17 protein-coding genes and 1 pseudogene are annotated in these 19,565 nt (G+C 73.6%); 13 read left to right on the forward strand and 5 right to left on the reverse strand.

Annotation, left to right across the window (positions count from 1 at the left end; translation table 11 throughout):
* Nucleotides 1-102: 102 nt before the first annotated feature.
* The 3 genes from BLW47_RS06080 to BLW47_RS06090 are packed head-to-tail and all read left to right on the forward strand — an operon-like array spanning nucleotide 103 to nucleotide 3,015.
* Nucleotides 103-1,134, forward strand: coding sequence for a cytochrome P450 family protein (locus BLW47_RS06080; protein ID WP_245736460.1), 1,032 nt, complete (start codon nucleotides 103-105; stop codon nucleotides 1,132-1,134).
* The gene (locus tag BLW47_RS06085) at nucleotides 1,131-2,108 is read left to right on the forward strand and encodes an NAD-dependent epimerase/dehydratase family protein (protein ID WP_091552727.1); all 978 of its coding nucleotides are present in this window, start codon (nucleotides 1,131-1,133) and stop codon (nucleotides 2,106-2,108) included. The genes BLW47_RS06080 and BLW47_RS06085 overlap by 4 nt, the downstream gene beginning before the upstream one ends.
* Nucleotides 2,109-2,166: 58 nt before the next feature.
* Entirely contained in the window at nucleotides 2,167-3,015 is an 849-nt protein-coding gene (locus tag BLW47_RS06090) for an SGNH/GDSL hydrolase family protein (RefSeq protein ID WP_091552729.1), read from the forward strand.
* Nucleotides 3,016-3,101: 86 nt separating this feature from the next.
* Here BLW47_RS06090 and BLW47_RS06095 read toward each other — a convergent pair whose 3' ends face one another.
* Complete coding sequence (locus BLW47_RS06095; RefSeq protein ID WP_091552731.1) at nucleotides 3,102-3,818, reverse strand: hypothetical protein; 717 nt, start codon at nucleotides 3,816-3,818, stop codon at nucleotides 3,102-3,104.
* A gap of 626 nt (nucleotides 3,819-4,444) precedes the next feature.
* Between BLW47_RS06095 and BLW47_RS06100 the strand changes: the two genes are divergently transcribed.
* Nucleotides 4,445-5,350 carry a proteasome assembly chaperone family protein gene (locus tag BLW47_RS06100; protein ID WP_091552734.1) on the forward strand — a complete coding sequence of 302 codons (906 nt, stop codon included), beginning with the start codon at nucleotides 4,445-4,447 and terminating at the stop codon, nucleotides 5,348-5,350.
* Between the two features lie 21 nt (nucleotides 5,351-5,371).
* Here BLW47_RS06100 and BLW47_RS06105 read toward each other — a convergent pair whose 3' ends face one another.
* Nucleotides 5,372-6,151 carry a TetR/AcrR family transcriptional regulator gene (locus BLW47_RS06105; protein WP_091554524.1) on the reverse strand — a complete coding sequence of 260 codons (780 nt, stop codon included), beginning with the start codon at nucleotides 6,149-6,151 and terminating at the stop codon, nucleotides 5,372-5,374.
* Nucleotides 6,152-6,230: 79 nt separating this feature from the next.
* Between BLW47_RS06105 and BLW47_RS06110 the strand changes: the two genes are divergently transcribed.
* Both BLW47_RS06110 and mhuD read left to right on the forward strand, forming a co-directional pair.
* The gene (locus BLW47_RS06110) at nucleotides 6,231-7,004 is read left to right on the forward strand and encodes an exodeoxyribonuclease III (protein WP_091554526.1); all 774 of its coding nucleotides are present in this window, start codon (nucleotides 6,231-6,233) and stop codon (nucleotides 7,002-7,004) included.
* Between the two features lie 16 nt (nucleotides 7,005-7,020).
* Nucleotides 7,021-7,329: a mycobilin-forming heme oxygenase MhuD gene (mhuD, locus tag BLW47_RS06115; protein ID WP_091552737.1), complete on the forward strand. Its 309-nt coding sequence runs from the start codon at nucleotides 7,021-7,023 to the stop codon at nucleotides 7,327-7,329.
* 8 nt (nucleotides 7,330-7,337) lie between these two features.
* On the opposite strand, the gene BLW47_RS06120 is transcribed toward mhuD, so the two are convergent.
* Together BLW47_RS06120 and BLW47_RS06125 are read right to left on the reverse strand one after the other, a co-directional pair.
* On the reverse strand, nucleotides 7,338-7,940 hold the full coding sequence (locus BLW47_RS06120; RefSeq protein WP_091552739.1) for a class F sortase: 603 nt from the start codon (nucleotides 7,938-7,940) through the stop codon (nucleotides 7,338-7,340).
* A 9-nt stretch (nucleotides 7,941-7,949) separates the two neighbouring features.
* On the reverse strand, nucleotides 7,950-8,435 hold the full coding sequence (locus tag BLW47_RS06125) for a hypothetical protein (RefSeq protein WP_091552742.1): 486 nt from the start codon (nucleotides 8,433-8,435) through the stop codon (nucleotides 7,950-7,952).
* A 114-nt stretch (nucleotides 8,436-8,549) separates the two neighbouring features.
* On the opposite strand from BLW47_RS06125, the gene trmB reads away from it, so the two are divergent.
* The 5 genes and pseudogenes from trmB to hrpA all read left to right on the forward strand — a co-directional run bounded on the left by trmB (nucleotide 8,550) and on the right by hrpA (nucleotide 17,009).
* A complete protein-coding gene (trmB, locus tag BLW47_RS06130; protein ID WP_091552745.1) occupies nucleotides 8,550-9,278 on the forward strand; it encodes a tRNA (guanosine(46)-N7)-methyltransferase TrmB in 729 nt (242 codons plus the stop codon).
* 127 nt (nucleotides 9,279-9,405) lie between these two features.
* A complete protein-coding gene (locus tag BLW47_RS06135) occupies nucleotides 9,406-11,892 on the forward strand; it encodes a DEAD/DEAH box helicase (RefSeq protein ID WP_091552748.1) in 2,487 nt (828 codons plus the stop codon).
* 68 nt (nucleotides 11,893-11,960) lie between these two features.
* On the forward strand, nucleotides 11,961-12,611 hold the full coding sequence (locus BLW47_RS06140; RefSeq protein ID WP_091552750.1) for a hypothetical protein: 651 nt from the start codon (nucleotides 11,961-11,963) through the stop codon (nucleotides 12,609-12,611).
* A gap of 237 nt (nucleotides 12,612-12,848) precedes the next feature.
* A pseudogene (locus tag BLW47_RS25995) lies at nucleotides 12,849-12,959 on the forward strand (DUF2231 domain-containing protein); the annotation flags it as partial.
* Between the two features lie 105 nt (nucleotides 12,960-13,064).
* Nucleotides 13,065-17,009 carry an ATP-dependent RNA helicase HrpA gene (gene hrpA / locus BLW47_RS06145; RefSeq protein WP_091552753.1) on the forward strand — a complete coding sequence of 1,315 codons (3,945 nt, stop codon included), beginning with the start codon at nucleotides 13,065-13,067 and terminating at the stop codon, nucleotides 17,007-17,009.
* 16 nt (nucleotides 17,010-17,025) lie between these two features.
* Here hrpA and BLW47_RS06150 read toward each other — a convergent pair whose 3' ends face one another.
* The gene (locus BLW47_RS06150) at nucleotides 17,026-17,391 is read right to left on the reverse strand and encodes a hypothetical protein (RefSeq protein ID WP_091552756.1); all 366 of its coding nucleotides are present in this window, start codon (nucleotides 17,389-17,391) and stop codon (nucleotides 17,026-17,028) included.
* Between the two features lie 252 nt (nucleotides 17,392-17,643).
* Here BLW47_RS06150 and BLW47_RS06155 point away from each other — a divergent pair, with 252 nt between their 5' ends.
* Both BLW47_RS06155 and BLW47_RS06160 read left to right on the forward strand, forming a co-directional pair.
* Nucleotides 17,644-18,366 carry a cupin domain-containing protein gene (locus tag BLW47_RS06155; RefSeq protein WP_091552758.1) on the forward strand — a complete coding sequence of 241 codons (723 nt, stop codon included), beginning with the start codon at nucleotides 17,644-17,646 and terminating at the stop codon, nucleotides 18,364-18,366.
* A gap of 237 nt (nucleotides 18,367-18,603) precedes the next feature.
* On the forward strand, nucleotides 18,604-19,527 hold the full coding sequence (locus BLW47_RS06160) for an ABC transporter permease (protein WP_245736462.1): 924 nt from the start codon (nucleotides 18,604-18,606) through the stop codon (nucleotides 19,525-19,527).
* Nucleotides 19,528-19,565 lie beyond the last annotated feature (38 nt).

Below are 19,565 nucleotides of genomic sequence, written 5' to 3' on the forward strand. Positions count from 1 at the left end.
CCCGACCGGCCCGTTCAGCGAGGCGGGGCCGCCGGCGGGGGCGCCCCTGCCTCCTCGCGCGCGCGGCGCCGGGACCGGCGGGTCTACCTGGAGAGTCATCCGGTGCTCTTCGCGCTGCTGGCCGCGACCCGCCGGGCGCCGACGCTGCGGCTGGGCCGCACCGTGCTGGTGCACGACGAAGACCCGTTCCGGGCCGCGCTCACCCGGGTGCCGCTGGACCGGGTCGCTGCCGGCACCACCGGCGGGGCCGCGCGCCGGCTGGACGCCGACGGCATGCTCTTCGACCAGAGCGGGGTGGAGCACCGCCGGACCCGGCGGACGGTCGGCGAGCAGCTCGGGACGGCCGGGGTGGCCCGGCTGCGACCGGTCTGGTCGGCGGTGCTGCACCGCCGGTTGGCGCCGCTGGCCGACGGCGGCACGGTCGACCTGGTCGAGGTCGCGGCCGAGCTGGCCGGGGCGACCACGGCCGCGCTGCTGGGGCTCACCGTCGACCCGCTGGCGCTGGCGGACGCGGCGCGGGCGGCGGCGGCCGCGGCGGCCCGCGACCACCTGCCCGGCCCGCCCTGGCCCGGTCGCGGCCGGCGCGCCCGCGCCGCGGCGGCGCGGCTGGTCGAGCTGGCCCGAGGGGCGGACGATCCGGGCGGGGCGGCCGCGGTGCTGGCGGTCGCCTCGATCAACACCACCGTGGCCGCCATCCCGCGCGCGGCGGCGTGGTGCGCCGACGACCGGCTGTGGGAGCGGGCCGCCGACGAGACGACGCTCCCGACGCTCGTCGCCGAGCTGCTGCGGGTCACCGCGCCCAGCCCGCTGCTGCCGCGGGTCGCCGCCGGCCCCGGCGCCGTCGACGGCGCGCCGGTCCGCCGCGGCGACCGGCTGCTGCTGGTCGCCCGGCACGCGGTCGGGGCACACCGCACCGACCCGGACTGCGCCGACCCGGCCCCGGCGGCGCGCGCGCAGCTCGTCTTCGGCGCCGGCCCGCACGCCTGCCCCGGCGCCGCGCTGGCCCGCGCCCAGCTCGCCGACGCGCTCGCCGCGTTGGCGCCGCACCGCCCCGTCGTGGTGCGGGCCCGCGTCGACCGCCGCGCCGCGCTGCCCGGCTGGGCGTCGCTGCAGCTGCGGGCGGGACCGCGATGAGCCCGCGCGGCGACGCCGCTCCGGGCGGGGCGGGGACGGGCCTGCGGGGAGTCCGGGTCGCGGTCACCGGGGCGAGCGGCTTCTGCGGCTCCGCGGTCGCCCGCGCCGCCGCCGACGCCGGCGCCGACGTCGTCTGCCTCGGCCGCCGTCCCGGCCCGGTCGGGCGGCACCTGCGCTGGGACGCGGCTCGCGAGACGCCGGAGCTGGCCGGCGCGGACGTGGTCATCCACCTGGCCGCCGCGGTCGGCGATCCCGCGCCGGGCCGGGCCGCCGAGGCGGCGTACCGGGCGGTCAACGTGGACGGCACGGCACGGCTGCTCGACGCCGCCGGCGACCGCCCGGTCGTCTGGGTCAGCAGCGCCAGCGTGTACGACCCGCGGGTGCGCGCGGGGACGATCCGGGAGGAGCACCCGATCGGCGGGCAGCTCACCGCGTACGGCCGGACGAAGGCGGCCGGTGAGCGGTTGGCGCTCGACGCCGGCGCGGTGGTGCTGCGGCCGCGGGCCGTGTACGGGCCCGGCGACCCGCACCTGCTGCCCCGACTGGCGCGGGCGGTGCGCGGTGGGCGGGTGCTGTTGCCCGGCCCGGACGTGTCGCTGAGCCTGACCGCGGTGGAGAATCTGGCCGACGCCTGCCTCGCGGCCCCGCACTGGCCGGCCGGGGCGTACAACGTGGCGGACGGGCGGGCGTACCGGCGGGACGCGGTGGTCGCCGAGGTGCTCGCCGCGACCGGACGGCCGGCGCGGGTGCGGCACGTCCCGGCCGGGCTCGGGTACGCGGCGGCCGCCGCCGCGACCGCGCTGTCCCGGTTGACGCGCTCCGGTCCGCCGACCCTGACGCGGTACGCGATCGACCAGCTCGCGCACGGCGTGGTGCTCGACATCGGCCGGGCGCGCGGGCGGGGCTGGTCGCCGCGACGGTCCTTCCCGGACTTCGTGGCGGCGCTGCGGGCGGATCCGCGCGGCATGTGCTGAGCCACCGCAACGCCGTAGAGTGAACTCGCCGTTGCTCTGCGCGCCGAACGGGGGACCCGTGTCGCGACGCTGGACCGCCACCGCCCTGCTCCTCGCACTGGTCGCGCTCGCCTGCGACGGCGGCGCCCGGCCCCGCCCGCCGCGCGGGTCCCCGCGCGGCGATCTCCCGTCGTCGATGGCCGCCCTCGGGGACTCGATCACCGCCGGGTTCGGCTCCTGCCTCGCGCTCGCCACCTGTCAGCGAAACTCGTGGTCCACAGGAGACGGTCTGCGGGTGGACAGCCACTACCGGCGGATCATGGCGGCGAACCCGAAGATCCGCGGCCACGCGCACAATCATGCCGTGCCGGGGGCCCGCGCCGCCGGGCTGGCCGGGCAGGCGCGCCGCGCGGTGAGCTCCAACGTGGAGTACGTGACGGTGTTGATCGGGGCGAATGACGCCTGTCGCGGACGGATCGAGGACATGACAGGCGTCGCGGCGTTCCGGGCCGACGTCGACCGGGGGCTGGCGGTGCTGCGCGCCGGGCTGCCGCGGGCCCGCGTGCTGGTGGTGAGCATCCCGGACCTGTACCGGCTCTGGGAGGTCGGCCACGCCGACGCCCGCGCCGCGCGCGCCTGGTCGCACGGGATCTGCCCGGCGCTGCTGGCGAACCCGACCTCGACGGCCGGGACGGACGCGCGACGGCGGACGACGTTCCGGGCGCGGGTCGACGCGTACAACCGACAGCTGGCGGCCGCCTGCCGGGCGTACGGGTCGCGCTGCCGCTACGACGGCGGCGCCGCCCACCGGGTGCGGTTCGGCCTGGACATGCTCAACCCGCTGGACTGGTTCCACCCCGACCGGGACGGGCAGAACAGGCTGGCCGCCGTGACGTACCGGGCGGCGCGGCTCGACGCGCGCGGGTGAGGCGACCGGCGGATACCACTTCGGTCCGGCCGCGGGACGGCGGCCGGACCGAAGGATCAGGTCGGGGGCGCGGTGCGCGCCCGATGTCAGTGTGCGGAGTTCTGCGCCGACAGGATCTCGTTGACCACGGCTTCCGCGTTCCCCTCGTGCTTGGCGTAGTGGAACGGGAACCCCGAGACCTGCACCCGCTGCGCGGCGTCGGTCAACGCCATCTGGTCCCAGCCGGGCACCGTGATCAGCACCTTGTAGAACGCCTGCGCGGAGTACTTCGGGTCCATCAGGTCCTTGACGGCGCCCCAGCCGGTGCTGGTGCGCTGCTGGAACAGGCCCACCGAGTCGTGGTCCCAGCCAGTGCCCTGGTGCTTGTAGTTCTTCGACTCGGGCAGCACCTCGCTGGCCCGGTTGAGCAGGTTGGACTCCTGCATAGCCGTGGCCACGGCGATGACGAGACCGCGCTTGGGCACGCCCATCTCCTGGCCGGCCTCGACGATGGCGGTGGCGTTCTCCATCTCCACCTCGCCGTACCCGGCGGTCGGCTGCGGCTTGCGCGCCGGGGCCTTCTGCTCCTGCTCGCCGACGGGCTGCCGGTCGAACGAGCGGTTCGCGGCCTGCTCGGAGCGGTCGCGGCCAAGCTCCGCCTGCGCCACGGTGGTGGCGCCGCCGCCGTCGGCGGGGGCGTCCAGGCCGGGGCCGCCGACGTACGCGCCGAAGCCCATGGCGGCGATGACGCCGGTGGCGATCAGGAGTCGGCCGCGCCCCGCCTTGCCGCGCAGCTGGTCGAGCTTGTCGCCGATCTCCTGCATCTGCGGAAGCGACCGCAGCCTCGTAAGTCTCGACAGTGACGACAGGGCCCCCAGGTCCCTGAGTTGATTCCACATACGCGCAGATGCGCGGTGCTCGCCGTCAACCCGCTCGGCCCGTGGCGCATCGGCCGAACGGTCAACCGGGTTAGCGGCGCCGTCCTCGTGCTCAAGTGTGTGGTCGTCTCGCATTTGACGAGGCTAGGCAGACGAAACCCTCGCTACCCACAGTGATTGTGTGGCGCTGGCCACAATGACCTGCTGAGTAACCGGTCAGTCAGCAGCAACAGAGAATTGCCTGGTAGGAGCCGGGCAAGACGGGAGTCGCGGCGTCGGTTCGCGTTCCGGCCCAAGCGGGCATTTACCTTCCAACCGCACGACACAGAGAGTGATCATGAAGGACTCATCCCTTCGGCGGACCCACACCGGCCCCGCGGCGGCGCGACACCCCGCCGGGCGACCGATCGCCATTGAATGACCACACACGTCTGTCGTCGCGCGTGGACCCGCTCGGGGTCCCGCGTCGTGTGGCCGCCGACACGCGCGCGAGAATGGAATGGAAGCGATCGCCGCCGCGTTCACCCCTTCGGGGTGTATCCCCCCATGCACGTCACGAGGAGGCGCCACCGGTGCTCGACCCGCACGAACTCTACGAGCTCGCCGACGACCTGCCCGAACTCGGCCAGCCGGTCCTGATCCAGGCGCTCACCGGCTTCGTCGACGCCGGCAGCGCGACCCGGCTCGCCCGCCAACACCTGCTCAGCACGTTGCCGGCCCAGCCGATCGCCACCTTCGACCTCGACCAGCTGCTCGACTACCGCTCCCGCCGCCCCACGATGATGTTCGTGGAGGACCACTGGGAGGACTACGAGGAGCCGCGGCTGGAGCTGCACCTGCTGCGCGACGACGCCGGCACGCCGTTCCTCCTGCTCGGTGGGCCCGAGCCGGACCTGCAGTGGGAACGGTTCACCGCGGCGATCATCGCGCTGGTGGAGCGCCTCGGCGTCCGGCTGACCGTGGGACTCAACTCGATCCCCATGGCCGTGCCGCACACCCGGCCCGCCGGCGTCACCGCGCACGCCACCCGCCGCGAGCTGATCACCGGCTACGAGCCGTGGCTGCAGCGCGTCCAGGTGCCGGGCAGCGCCGGGCACCTGCTCGAGTACCGGCTCGGCCGCCGGGGACGCGACGCGCTGGGCTTCGCGGTGCACGTGCCGCACTACGTGTCGCAGACCGAATACCCCGCCGCCGCCGAGCTGCTGCTCGCCTCGGTGTCCCGCACGACCGGTCTGCTGCTGCCGAGCGAGGGGCTGCGCACGGCGGCCGAGGCCGTGCGCGGTGACATCGACCGACAGGTCGCGCAGACCTCGGAGGCGAGCGCGCTCGTGCACGCCCTGGAGGAGCAGTACGACGCGTTCGTCCGGGGCCGCGGCGGCAACCTGCTCGCCGAGCAGACCGGGCCGCTGCCGACCGCGGACGAGCTCGCCGCCGAGCTGGAGCGCTTCCTCGCCGAGCAGGGCCGCCCCGGGGAGTGACCGGTGCGCGACGGCGGCCGGCTACGACCCGTCGCCGGCCGCCGCGCGCCGCCGGATCAACACGTCGATCCCGTCCAGCACCCGCTGCAGTCCGAACTCGAAGGCGTGCTCCGGCGCGGCCGGCGCGTTGTACGCCCGGCCGGCCGCCGCGCCGACCCGCGCCGCAATCGGATAGCGCTCCGGATCCACGACCTCCGCCAGCAGCGGCGCCTGCGCCGACCACCACTGCTCGTCGGTCATGCCGCTGCGCCGCTCGGCCTGGGCGGCCTCCACCGCGCCCCGTGCCGCGCCGTGCACGTAGCCGGAGATGAGCGCGACCACCGAGTCCATCTCCACGTCGCTCAGCCCGAGCCCCTCGACGGCGCGCAACTCGTAGTCGTACTTGGCGATCACGTTCGGCCCCATCGGCGGCCGGTGCGTCGCCACCTGCAGCAGCCAGGGGTGCCGCCGGTACAGCGCCCATTCCTGCCGGGCGATCTGCTCCAGGCGTCCCCGCCATCCGCCGGGCACCCGCGACGGCCGCTGCTGCTCGCCGAGGACCGTGTCCACCATGATGTCCAGCAGCTCGGCCTTGCCCGGCACGTACGTGTAGAGCGACATCGCGGCGACGTCGAGCCGCTCGGCGACCCGCCGCATGGAGAGCCCGCCCAGCCCTTCGGCGTCGGCCACCTCGACCGCGGCCCGCGCGATTCCCGGCACCGTCAGCCGCGGCCTCGGTCCCCGCCGCGGCCGTTCCCGGACCCCCCACAGCAGCTCGATACTGCGTCTCGGGTCCCCGGTACCGCTGTACTCGGTGCTCACCGCGACATTCTGCCCGGCCGTGCGCCACCCGACGCGCGCCACCGCCGTGGTCGTCGGTGCCGGATGGCAGGCTGAGGGCATGCGCCTCGCCACCTGGAACGTCAATTCCGTCAGGGCCCGGCTGCCCCGCCTGCTCGGGTGGCTGGCCGACAGCGCGCCCGACGTGCTCTGCCTGCAGGAGACCAAGTGCACGGCGGAGGCGTTCCCGGTCGACGAGGTGGCCGAGCTGGGCTACGCGACCGCGGTGCACGGCGACGGCCGGTGGAACGGTGTGGCGCTGCTGTCCCGGATCGGCCTCGACGAGGTCACGACCGGCTTTCCGGGTGAGCCCGGCTTCCCTGATCCGGAGGCCCGCGCCATCTCGGCGACCTGCGGCGACCTCCGGGTCTGGTCGATCTACGTGCCGAACGGCCGCACCCCGGATTCGCCGCACTACACGTACAAGCTGGCGTGGCTGCGCGCGCTGCGCGACGCGCTCGCCGTGGAGCTGACCGACGGCCGGCAGCTCGCGGTCTGCGGCGACTTCAACGTCGCCCCCACCGACGCCGACGTCTGGGACCCGGCGGTCTTCGTCGGCTCCACCCATGTCACGGTGCCCGAACGGCGGGCGCTGGCCGAGCTGCGGGAGCTCGGGCTGCTCGACGTGGTGCCGCAGCCGATGAAGGGGCCCAACCCGTTCACGTACTGGGACTACCGCGCCGGCATGTTCCACCAGGACAAGGGCATGCGCATCGACCTGGTCTACGCGAGCGCCGCGTTCAGCGACCGCATCCGCACCGCGTACATCGACCGGGAGGCGCGCAAGGGCAAGACCCCGTCGGATCACGCGCCGATCGTCGTCGACGCGGATTGAGCAATAGGGTGGAGCCATGCCAGTCGTGAAGATCAACGCTATCGAGGTGCCCGAGGGCGCCGGCCCCGAGCTGGAGCGACGGTTCGCCGCGCGCCAGGGCGCGGTGGAGAACGCCCCCGGCTTCCTCGGTTTCGAGCTGCTCCGACCGGTCGCCGGGGAGACGCGCTACTTCGTCTACACGAAGTGGGAGAGCGAGGAGGCCTTCCAGGCCTGGTCCGGCGGACCGGCGCGGGAGGCGCACGCCGGCGAGCGGGCCAAGCCGGTGGCGACCGGCGCGAACCTGTTGGAGTTCGAGGTCGTGCAGCTGGCGACGCCGAAGGGCTGAGCCCGCTCCTACGGGTCCCGCGCGGCGATCAACGACGCGAAGACCACGACGTTGTCGGCGTACCCGATGCCGCCGCCGCGCCACCGCCCGCCGCAGGTGATCAGCCGCAGTCCCGGTCGGGCGAAGTCGCCGTGGACCCGTTCGATCGGCAGCCGCGCCTTGTCGAAGCGCTCCACCGAGTTCACCTCGAAGACCGCCACCGCGCGGTCCCGGCGGGTCACCTCGACCCGCGCACCCGGCCGCAGCCGGGCGAGGTCGTGGAAGATCGACGGCCCGGTGCGGGTGTCGACGTGTCCGACGATCACGGCGGGCCCGAACTCGCCCGGCGTCGGTCCGCGTTCGAACCAGCCGGCCTGCTGGTGCCGGTGCAGCGGGGGCGCCGCGATCGAGCCGTCGTCGGCGAGCCCGACGGCATGCACCGGGGCGCGCACGTGAATCGAGGGGATCGCGATCCGGATCGGGGGGCTCGCCGGCAGCACCGGGAACGCCCGCGGCGGTGGCCGGTCGCCCCCGAGCAGCCCGGACCAGGCTCCGGAGCGGACGAGCCCGGTCGCGGTGGCGAGCGCGCCAACCACCACCAGCGCCACGGCGAGCCTGCGGGTGCCGGCCATGACGCCGCCTCAGGTCCGGCGCGCGCGGGCGCGCAGCCCCAGGGCCAGCCCGACGGCGATCGCGGCGAGCCCGCCGCCGACCAGCAGCCGGTCGCCGTCCCCGCCCGCCGCGCCGCCGAAGCCGGTGGCCGGCCCGCGGCTGGGGCGGATGCCGCTGACCACGCGCAGCGTCGTGGTCGCCGCGCGGCCGCCGGGACACGCGAGGCGCACGCGGTAGCTGCGGGCGCGCCTGTCCTGCGGCACGGTGGCCGCCGCGGTCAGCAGGTCGTACTGCGGGCGGACGGTGACCGACCCGAACGCGTCCGACTCGACGGTGGCCGGCTCCGTGTTGGTCGGGCAGCTCGCGCGGATCCCGACCAGGTAGCCGGCCTCGACCGTGCTCGGGTTGACCTCGACGAAGACGTCGGCGGCCCGGGCCGGCGCCGGCCCCCACAGCGCGGCGACGGGCACGGCCGCGACGGTCAGCAGGAGGCTGGTGCGACGGATGCCCCTCATGCGCCCTCCTGACCTGGCCTGCGGGCCGGTAGTCGGATTTTCCCACTCCCGGGTCGAGATCACACCTGATGAATTCGGGGCGGCGCTCGGCCGCCCCGTACGCTTTTCCCCCTGATGACCCTCACCGACGCGACGCCCGCCACCCCGCCCGCCGCCGCCACCCCCGCCGGCCGCGCTGCGCCGATCCGCACCTTCCACCGCCGCGCCGGCCGGATGGGCCCGCGGCACGCCGACGCCCTCGATCGGCTGTGGGCGCGGTACGGGCTGCTGGTCCCGGAGCGGCCCGCTCCGCTCGACCCGGCCGCGTTGTTCGGTCGGCGGGCTCCGCTGGTGTTGGAGATCGGGTCCGGCATGGGCGACGCCACCGCCGAGATGGCCGCCGCCGATCCGGGGCGCGACTACCTCGCCGTCGAGGTGCACACCCCCGGCATCGCCAACCTGCTCGCGCTGATCGAGGAGCGTGGGCTGACCAACGTCCGGGTGGCCCGCGGCGACGCGATGGAGCTGGTGCGCGGCGCGCTGGAGCCGGACTCCCTCGACGCGGTGCACGCGTTCTTCCCGGACCCGTGGCCGAAGGCACGGCACCACAAGCGCCGCCTGATTCAGCCGGCCCACGTCGCGCTGCTGGGCTCCCGCCTGTCCCCCGGCGGCACCCTGCACTGCGCCACCGACTGGGCGGAGTACGCCGACGCGATGCTCGCCACGCTGACCGCGGACCCCGGGCTGGTCAACGCGTACGACGGCTTCGCCCCGCGCCCCGCACATCGCCCGGTGACGAAGTTCGAGCGTCGCGCCGTCCGGGCGGCCCGCCCCGTCCACGACCTGATCTTCCACCGCCGCTGACCCGCGATCTTGCAGTCTTGGCCGGCCTTTCGGACGGTTTCGGTCCGGTTTGTCGCGGCCACAACTCCAAGATCGCGGGGAGGGGTGACTGGCGGTGGGGCGATCGTCCAGGCACCATTGACCGGCTATGACCCTCACCGACCAGCTGCCGGGCAGCGCCGACCCCGATTCCCTCTTCGACGCGTTCGCCGGCTGGGCCAAGGAGCAGGGACTCTCGCTCTACCCCCACCAGGAAGAGGCGGTCATCGAGATCGTCTCGGGCGCGAACGTGATCATGAATACCCCGACCGGCTCCGGTAAGAGCCTGGTCGCGATCGCCGCGCACTTCGCCGCCCTCGCCGACGACCGCACCACCTTCTACACCGCCCCGATCAAGGCGCTCGTCTCCGAGAAGTTCTTCGCGCTCTGCGCGATCTTCGGCGCGGAGAACGTCGGCATGCTGACCGGCGACGGCAGCGTCAACGCCGACGCACCGATCATCTGCTGCACCGCCGAGATCCTGGCCAACCTCGCGCTGCGCGAGGGCGACCGCGCCGACGTCGGCCAGGTGATCATGGACGAGTTCCACTTCTACTCCGAGCCCGACCGCGGCTGGGCCTGGCAGGTGCCGCTGATCGAGCTGCCGCAGGCCCAGTTCGTCCTGATGTCGGCCACCCTCGGCGACGTCACCCGGTTCGTCGACGACCTGACCCGCCGCACCGGCCGACCGACCGCCGTCGTCACCTCGGCCGAGCGGCCGGTACCGCTGATGTTCTCGTACGCGATGACGCCGCTGCACGAGACGCTCGAGGAGCTGCTCAGCACCCGGCAGGCGCCGATCTACGTCGTGCACTTCACCCAGGCCGCCGCGCTGGAACGCGCGCAGGCGCTGATGAGCGTCAACGTCTGCACCCGCGCCGAGAAGGACGCCATCGCGGCCGCGATCGGCAACTTCCGGTTCACCGCCGGCTTCGGCCGTACGCTGTCCCGACTCGTCCGGCACGGCATCGGCGTGCACCACGCCGGCATGCTGCCCAAGTACCGCCGGCTGGTGGAGACGCTCGCCCAGGCCGGGCTGCTCAAGGTCATCTGCGGTACCGACACGCTCGGCGTCGGCATCAACGTGCCGATCCGCACCGTGCTCTTCACCGGCCTGAGCAAGTACGACGGGGTGCGGACCCGGCTGCTCAAGGCGCGCGAGTTCCACCAGATCGCCGGCCGGGCCGGCCGCGCCGGCTACGACACGATCGGCACGGTCGTGGTGCAGGCGCCGGAGCACGTGATCGAGAACGAGAAGGCGCTCGCCAAGGCCGGCGACGACCCGAAGAAGCGCCGCAAGGTGGTCCGCAAGAAGCCGCCGGAGGGCGCGATCGGCTGGGCCAAGCCGACGTTCGAACGCCTCGTCGAGGCCCAGCCGGAACCGCTGACCTCCAGCTTCGGGGTGACCCACTCGATGCTGCTGAATGTGATCGGCCGCGGCGGCGACGCGTTCGCCGCGATGCGGCACCTGCTGGAGGACAATCACGAGGACCGGCCGGCGCAGCGCAGGCACATCCGGCGGGCGATCGCGATCTACCGGGCGCTGCTCGCCGGCGGCGTCGTCGAGCGCGACCCGGTCGACGGGTCGGTGCGGCTCACCGGGGACCTGCAGCTGGACTTCGCGCTCAACCAGCCGTTGTCGCCGTTGGCGCTGGCCGCGATCGAGCTGCTCGACGTCGACTCGCCGACGTACGCCCTCGACGTGCTGTCGGTGATCGAGTCCATCCTGGACGACCCGCGGCAGGTGTTGTCCGCCCAGCAGTTCAAGGCGCGGGGCGAAGCGGTCGCGCAGATGAAGGCCGACGGCGTCGAGTACGAGGCGCGGCTGGAGCTGCTCGAGGACGTCACCCACCCCAAGCCGCTGGCGGAGCTGCTCGACGCGGCGTACGAGATGTACCGCCGGGGGCATCCGTGGGTGGCCGACCACCAGCTCTCGCCGAAGTCCGTGGTCCGCGACATGTACGAGCGGGCGATGACCTTCACCGAGTACGTCGCCTTCTACGGGCTGTCCCGCTCGGAGGGGCTGGTGCTGCGCTACCTCGCCGACGCGTACAAGGCGCTGCGCCAGACCGTCCCCGAGGACGCCAAGACCGAGGATCTCATCGACCTGGAGGAATGGCTCGGCGAGCTGGTCCGCCAGGTCGACTCCAGCCTGATCGACGAGTGGGAGCGGCTGCGCAACCCGACCGCCGAGGCCGAAGCGGTGGTCGACGAGCGGCCGCCGGCCGTCACCGGCAACCTGCGCGCGTTCCGGGTGCTGGTGCGCAACGCCCTGTTCCGCCGCGTGGAGCTCGCGGCACTGCGCCGCTTCGACGAGCTCGGCGCGCTGGACGGCGAGGCCGGGTGGGGCGCGGACGAGTGGGCGGAGGCGTTGGAGCCGTACTTCGCGGAGTACGACGCGATCGGCACCGGGCCGGACGCGCGTGGCCCGGCGCTGCTCATGATCGAGCAGGGACGGGAGCGCTGGACGGTGCGCCAGATCTTCGACGACCCGGCCGGCGACCACGACTGGGGGATCAGCGCGGAGGTCGATCTGGCCGCCTCGGACGAGGCCGGCGCGGCCGTCGTGCGCATCGTGGAGGTCGGCCAGATCTGACTGGGCGCAGCGGCGGCGGTCGATTAGAATGTATGTACGAAACACGCCGCTGAACTGGGAGGGAAGACGTGACGTCCTCCACCACTCAGACCGCCGCCCCGCTCCCCTACGCCACTCTGCTCGCCTTCACCCGCTACGTCGGGCGCACCGGCCCGGCGAAGGCCACCTTCGTCGGCGGGCTGCGCCGGCAGCGGGAGAGCCGCTCCGGCTTCAACCCGCACGGGCAGCTCGTCAAGGCGCTCAAGGCCGACATCCAGTTCCGCACCGGCGGCACGCATCTCGCCCGCGTCGTCGACGAGGTCAAGCCGCGCTGGCGACCGCTCTACGGCGCGCTCGTGCCGGGCGCGGCCGCGTACCTGGACTCGCTCGGCGACCTGCGCGCCGTGGAGCTCACCCGGGTCCGCGACGCGCTCGCCATGGTCGGCGGCCTGCCCGTGAAGATCAACCCGCACCTCGGGCTGCGTTACGACGACGGCCGGGCGGAGGCGGTCCGGCTGCACCTCGACGAGGAGCCGCCGGGGGCCGAGGCGCTGCTCGCCACGCTGCACCTGATGGCGCGGCACATGGACCAGGTGCTTCCGGGCGCCGAGCCGGTGGTGGTCGACGTGCGGCGCGGTCGCGTGCATCGCCCGGCGCCGGACGTCCGGGCCGATCGGGTCGAGCGCTGGCTCGCCGGCGAGGCCGCCGCCTTCTCCGCGATCTGGGGCGCCACGGCGTAGCCGGGGACGCGGTGTAGCCGGGGACGCGGTGTAGCCGGGGACGCGGTGTAGCCGGGGACGCGGTGTAGCCGGGGACGCGGTGTAGCCGGGGACGCGGTGTAGCCGGGGACGCGGTGTAGCCGGGGACGCGGTGTAGCCGGGGACGCGGTGTAGCCGGGGACGCGGCGTAGCCGGGCCGCGGCGAGGTGTACCGGCGGGCTGGCCGGGTAGACGGTCAGCGACGGCAGCTTCGCCGGGATCGCCCGCGCCGGGGTGACCGGCTGGCTCGGCGGCGAGCTGGTGGAGCGGCTGGGCGTCGGGGTGAGCGCGAACGCGGGCGTGAACGCGCCGAGCTCGCTGTCCCGATAGGACGCGACGGCACCGCCGTCGGCGCCCACCGGTCCCCGGCCCGGCGCCGGGGCGGAGAAACCGATGGGGGGACGCCGGGAAGATCGGCATATTCTTGGCGACGATATGCACACGCCGTCACCCACCCGTTCCGCCGTCGACCTGCAGGCGCGGCTGCCCGAGCTGATGTCCCGCGACGAGCGGCGGCTGCGCCGCCGGCTCGACGGCGTCCGCAAGCTGCGCGATCCGGAGGCGCGGCGCGGCGCGCTCGACGAGATCGCCGCGGAGGTCGACGCCGCCGCCGAGCGCCTGGAACGGCGACGGTCCAGCGTCCCCACGATCAGCTATCCACCCGCGCTGCCGGTCAGCGAGAAGAAGGACGAGATCCTGGCCGCGATCCGCGACCACCAGGTGGTGATCGTGGCCGGCGAGACGGGGTCGGGCAAGACGACCCAGCTGCCGAAAATCTGTCTGGAGCTGGGGCGGGGCGTGCGTGGCCTGATCGGGCACACGCAGCCGCGGCGGCTCGCGGCGCGTACCGTGGCCGACCGGATCGCCGAGGAGCTCGGCACGGAGCTGGGCGCCGCCGTCGGCTTCAAGGTCCGCTTCTCCGACCAGGTCAGTGACGGCACGTTCGTGAAGCTGATGACCGACGGCATCCTGCTGGCCGAGATCCAGCAGGACCGGATGCTGCGGCAGTACGACACGCTGATCATCGACGAGGCGCACGAACGCAGCCTCAACATCGACTTCATTCTCGGCTACCTCCGGCAACTCCTGCCCCGCCGCCCCGACCTCAAGCTCATCATCACCTCCGCCACGATCGACCCGCACCGCTTCGCCCGGCACTTCACGGTGCCCGGCGGCGAGGACGTGCCGGTCGTCGAGGTCTCCGGGCGGACGTTCCCGGTGGAGGTGCGCTACCGGCCGCTGGTGCTGGAGGCCGAGGAGACGGAGGAGACCGACGGCGAGGACATCGTCCGCGACCAGACGCAGGCGATCTGCGAGGCGGTCGAGGAGCTGTCCGCGGAGGGGCCGGGCGACATTCTGGTCTTCCTCAGCGGCGAGCGTGAGATCCGGGACACCGCCGACGCGCTCGGCAAGGTGAAGCTCCGGAACACGGAGATCCTGCCGCTGTACGCCCGGCTCTCCACCGCCGAACAGCACCGGGTCTTCCAACCCCATGCCGGGCGCCGGGTGGTGCTGGCGACCAACGTCGCGGAGACCTCGCTGACCGTGCCCGGCATCAAGTACGTGATCGACCCCGGCACGGCGCGGATCTCCCGCTACAGCCACCGGCTGAAGGTGCAGCGGCTGCCGATCGAGCCGGTGTCGCAGGCGTCGGCCAACCAGCGCAAGGGGCGCTGCGGCCGGGTCTCCGAGGGCATCTGCATCCGGCTCTACGAGGAGCAGGACTTCCTGTCCCGTCCGGAGTTCACCGACCCGGAGATCCTGCGCACCAACCTCGCCTCGGTCATCCTGCAGATGACCGCGCTCGGGCTGGGCGACATCGCGGCCTTCCCGTTCATCGATCCCCCGGACCGGCGCAACATCGCCGACGGCGTGAACCTGCTGCACGAGCTCGGGGCGATCGACCCGACCCAGGACGACCCGCGCAAGCGGCTGACGCCGCTGGGGCGCAAGCTCGCGCAGCTCCCGGTCGACCCGCGGCTGGCCCGGATGGTGCTGGAGGCGGAGCGCAACGGCGCGATCAACGAGGTGATGGTGATCGCCGCGGCGCTCTCCATCCAGGACCCCCGCGAGCGCCCCGCCGACAAGCAGCAGGCCGCCGACCAGTCCCACGCCCGCTTCGCCGACCCCGACTCGGACTTCGTGGCGTTCCTCAACCTGTGGCAGTACCTGCAGGAGCAGCAGAAGGCGCTCTCCTCCAGCGGCTTCCGCCGGATGTGCAAGTCGGAGTTCCTCAACTACCTGCGCGTGCGGGAGTGGCAGGACATCCACAGCCAGCTGCGGCAGGTGGTCCGGGCGCTCGGGGTCACGTTCAACGACAATCCGCCGGAGCCGGCCGCGATCCACCAGTCGCTGCTGGCCGGGCTGCTGTCCCAGGTCGGGCTCAAGGAGGGCGCCAAGAACGAGTACCTGGGGGCGCGCGGCGCGAAGTTCGCGATCTTCCCCGGTTCGGCGCTGTTCAAGAAGCCGCCACGCTGGGTCGCCGCCGCCGAGCTGGTGGAGACCTCCCGGCTCTGGGCGCGCGGCGTGGCGCGGATCGAGCCGGAGTGGGTGGAGGCGCTCGCCGGGCACCTGGTGAAGCGCAGCTACAGCGAGCCGCACTGGGAGAAGAAGCAGGGCGCGGTGATGGCCTACGAACGGGTCACGCTGTACGGCCTACCGCTGGTCACCTCCCGCAAGGTCAACTACGGCCGGATCGATCCCGAGCTGTCCCGCGAACTGTTCATCCGGCACGCGCTGGTCGAGGGCGACTGGCACACCCACCACGCGTTCTGGCGGGAGAACCAGCGGCTGCGCGAGGAGATCGAAGAGCTGGAGCACCGGGCCCGCCGCCGCGACATCCTGGTCGACGACCAGAGCATCTTCGACTTCTACGACCAGCGGATCGGCGCCGAGGTGGTCTCGGCGCGGCACTTCGACGCGTGGTGGAAGAAGGTCCGCCGAACCCAGCCCGACCTGCTCGCCTTCGACCGGGCGATGCTGATCAACCAGGGCCGGGGCGGGGTCGACGAGGCCGACTACCCGGACGTCTGGCAGCAGGGCGAGCTGCGGCTGCCGCTGACGTACCAGTTCGAGCCGGGGGCCGCCAACGACGGCATCACTGTGGACATTCCACTGCCGATGCTCAACCAGGTGACCGCGCAGAGCTTCGACTGGCAGGTGCCGGGGCTGCGCGAGGAGGTGATCGTCGCGCTGATCCGGTCGCTGCCGAAGGCGCTGCGACGCAACTTCGTGCCCGTACCGGACTTCGCCCGCGCGGTGCTGGCCCGGATCGTTCCCGGGCAGGAGCCGCTGGTCGACGCGGTGGCGCGCGAGCTGCGCCGGATGACCGGGGTGACCATCCCGCACGACGCGTGGGACCCGGGCCGGATCCCGGAGCACCTGCGGCCCACGTACCGGGTGCTCGGCTCCGACGACCGGCCGGTCGCGCAGGGCAAGGACCTGCCGGGGCTGCAGCAGGAGCTGAAGGCGGAGGTACGCCAGACCGTCGCTGCCGCCGCGCACGGGCTGGAGCAGCGCGGGCTGCGGGAGTGGACCCTCGACGAGCTGCCGCGCACCGTCCAGCAGAACCGGGCCGGCTACGTGGTGACCGCCTACCCGGCGCTGGTCGACGAGGGCGACAGCGTCGCCGTCCGGGTCTTCGACTCCGAGGCCGACCAGCGCAACGCGATGTGGGCGGGGACCCGCCGGCTGCTGCGGCTCACCGTGCCGTCGCCGGCGAAGTTCCTGCAGGGACGGCTGAGCAACGAGGCGAAGCTGGCGTTGAGCCGCAACCCGCACCGCAGCGTGCTGGACCTGCTCGACGACGCCGCGGGCGCCGCCGTCGACAAGCTGATGGCCGAGGCCGGCGGGCCGGCATGGGACGCCGAGGGTTTCGCGGCGCTGCGTGAGCACGTCCGCGCCGGCCTCGTCGACACGGTCGTCGAGGTGGTCGCCCGGGTGCAGCGCGTGCTCGCCGCGGCGTACGCCGTCGAGCAGCGCCTGACGCGCACCTCCAGCCTGGCGCTGGTCGCCGCGCTGACCGACATCCGCAACCAGCTCTCCGGCCTGGTCTACCGCGGTTTCATCACCGATACCGGCTGGGCGCGGCTGCCGGACCTGCTCCGCTACCTGACCGCGATCGAACGCCGGCTCGACAAGCTGCCGCAGAACCCCCAGCGCGACCGCGAGCAGCTCGCCCGCATCGAGCAGGTGCAACGCGAGTACGCGGACATGCTCGCCGGGCTGCCGCCGGCGCGCCGGGCCGACGAGGCGGTCCGGGAGATCCGGTGGCTCATCGAGGAGCTGCGGGTGAACGTCTTCGCGCAGGCGGTGGGGACGCCCTTCCCGATCTCCGAGCAGCGGATCTACCGGGCGATGGACGTCGCCGAGGGACGCTAGCCCGCGACGGTGCGCGTCACCCCGCCGCCCCGGTGATGCTGTCCCGCAGCGCGCCGAGGAATAGGGTGGCGCCCAGCACCGCCACCACGATCACCACGACGACGAGCGCCATCACCACGGCCAGCACCCGGACGTTGCGGGCGAGCGACGGCGGCTCCGCCGGCGGGTACGGCGGCGTGACCGGCGCGACCGCGCCGCCCTCCTCCCACCAGGACGTCGCGTCGCTCCCCGGCTCCGCCATCGCGGGCGGGGCGGTGACCGGCTCGATCGAATCCGAGTCCGAATCGGGCTCCGGCGGGCCGGGCCGCGTCGGGGTCGCCGGCGCGACCGCGTCGCGCTCGAGCGTCGCGCCGGTCTGCTGTGTACCGCGCGGTTCGTTCATCCAGCGCCTCCTCGGCGATCAGCCGCGCCGCCGCCCGGCGCGCGCGCTCCGCTGACAAATACGCATCGCACCCCCGAACGGATCGACGCCGCCATGATCCGCGTGATCAGGGAGCCATCCCACGGCGCGCCGGCGACACGCGGGAGCTGGTCCCTGATCACGCGGGTCGACGGTGGGGGCGTTGATTGGGGGTGGGGTGGGGGTTAGCGTGGGTGGGAGAGGCGGGAAAGGGCTTTCCGTGGGGGTGGGCGTATGGGTGAACCTGGGGTGCTGCCGGGTGGGGTGGGGGTGTCCCGGCTCTGTGTGTACGACACCGTCGCGCCGGACGGGGAGGTGGGCGGCACGCCGCACCTGCACCTGTGCTGCACCGAGGCGTACGTCGTACGGGCCGGCTCGGGGTGCGTGCAGACCCTCACCCTCTCCGGATACCGGGAGACCCCGCTGCGGCCGGGCGCCGTGGTCTGGTTCCCTCCGGGCACCATTCACCGGCTCGTCAACCACGGCGGGCTGGAGATCCTCGTGCTGATGCAGAACAGCGGGCTGCCGGAGGCGGGCGACGCGGTCCTGACCTTCCCGCCCGAGATCGTCGGCGACCCGGCCGCGTACGAGGCGGCGGCGACGCTGCCGGGCGGCGGCGCCCCCGGCACGGACCTGGCGGCCGCGTACGCGCGGCGCGACCTGGCCGTTGACGGGTTCGGGGCGCTGCGCGACCGGGCCCGGGCCGGCGATCTGGCCCCGTTGCGGGCATTCCACGCGGCGGCGGTGGCGCTGGTGCGACCGCGGCTGCCCCGGTGGCGGGAACGTTGGGCCGCGGGGGCGCTGCGCGCCGCCGAGGAGACGGGCCGGCAACTCGACGCGTTGGAGCGGGGCGAGGCGCCGCATCTGGGGCGCGCGGAGGTCTACGAGCTCGCCGGGCCGGCGGAGACGGGACGGCACGGGATGTGCGGCCTGCTGGACACCTACCCGTTGGGGTGACTGGCGGACGTGCCAACCCCCGTCGGCGGCGCCGGCGGGGGTTTGGCGTTTATCACGTTATGGCAACGAGCGACCCGACACGGGCAATCGGATCGGGAAAGCCCTTGCCTATGTGACGGAAATCCCTCTACTGTCCCGAGAAAGCGCTTGCCAGGCGCCTCCGAGCAACCGGACCGAAACATCGCCCGGGCGGGGCGCCGGCGGGAGCGGCAACCGGCGACCGCACAAGGAGTGCCCGTGTCCGAACAGACAGTTGAGCGGGGCATCACGAGCGGTGCGGCGGACGCGGGCGCCGCCTCCGCGGCCCGGGCCGGGGCCGGTGGCCCGACGGCGTCCACCGGCGCGGCGCGCCGCAGTGGCCCCACCCCCGGCGCGCGCCTCGGGCGGCTCGCCGACGCGGCGTGGCGGCCGACGCTCGTACTCCTGGTGATCTTCGCGGTCTGGTGGTTCGTCGCCGACCGCGAGTACATCGCGAACTACCTGATCCCCACGCCCGCGCAGGTCTGGGAGAAGCTGACCTCCGAGTGGGACTTCCTGCTGGAGAACAGCCTGATCACGTTGTACGAGACGGTGCTCGGCTTCGCGCTCGCGGGCGCGATCGGCATCGCGTCGGCGGTGCTCATCACGTACTCGCCGACCATGGAGCGCTCGATCTACCCCATCGTGCTCTTCGCCCAGGTCATTCCGAAGATCGCCATCGCGCCGCTGCTCGCCGTCCTGCTCGGCACCGGGCTGGCACCGAAGGTCGTACTCGCCGTGCTGATCGCGTTCTTCCCGGTGGTCGTCTCCGGCGTCACCGGCCTGCGCTCCACCGACCCGGAACTGCTCGACCTCTCCGCGACGATGGGCGCCGGGCCGTGGAAGACGTTCCGGAAGATCCGCTTCCCCAACGCGTTGCCGCACCTGATGTCCGGGCTGAAGGTCGCGGTCACCCTGGCCGTCACCGGCGCGGTGGTCGGCGAGTTCGTCGGCGCCAGCGAGGGTCTCGGCTACGTGCTGCTGCTGGCCAGCGGCAACCTCGACTCGGCGCTGCTCTTCGCCGACCTGATCCTGATGTCGATCATCGGCATCGTCCTGTTCGTCCTCGTCGAGATCGCCGAGGCGCTGCTCATCCCCTGGCACGCCAGCCGCCGCTCCGGCATACCGCTGACCACCTCCTGATTCACCAGTCCAATCCACCTCGTCACGCACGCCTGAGG

The organism is Micromonospora pattaloongensis (assembly GCF_900107255.1).
In the GTDB taxonomy this organism is placed as follows: Bacteria; Actinomycetota; Actinomycetes; order Mycobacteriales; family Micromonosporaceae; genus Micromonospora_I; species Micromonospora_I pattaloongensis.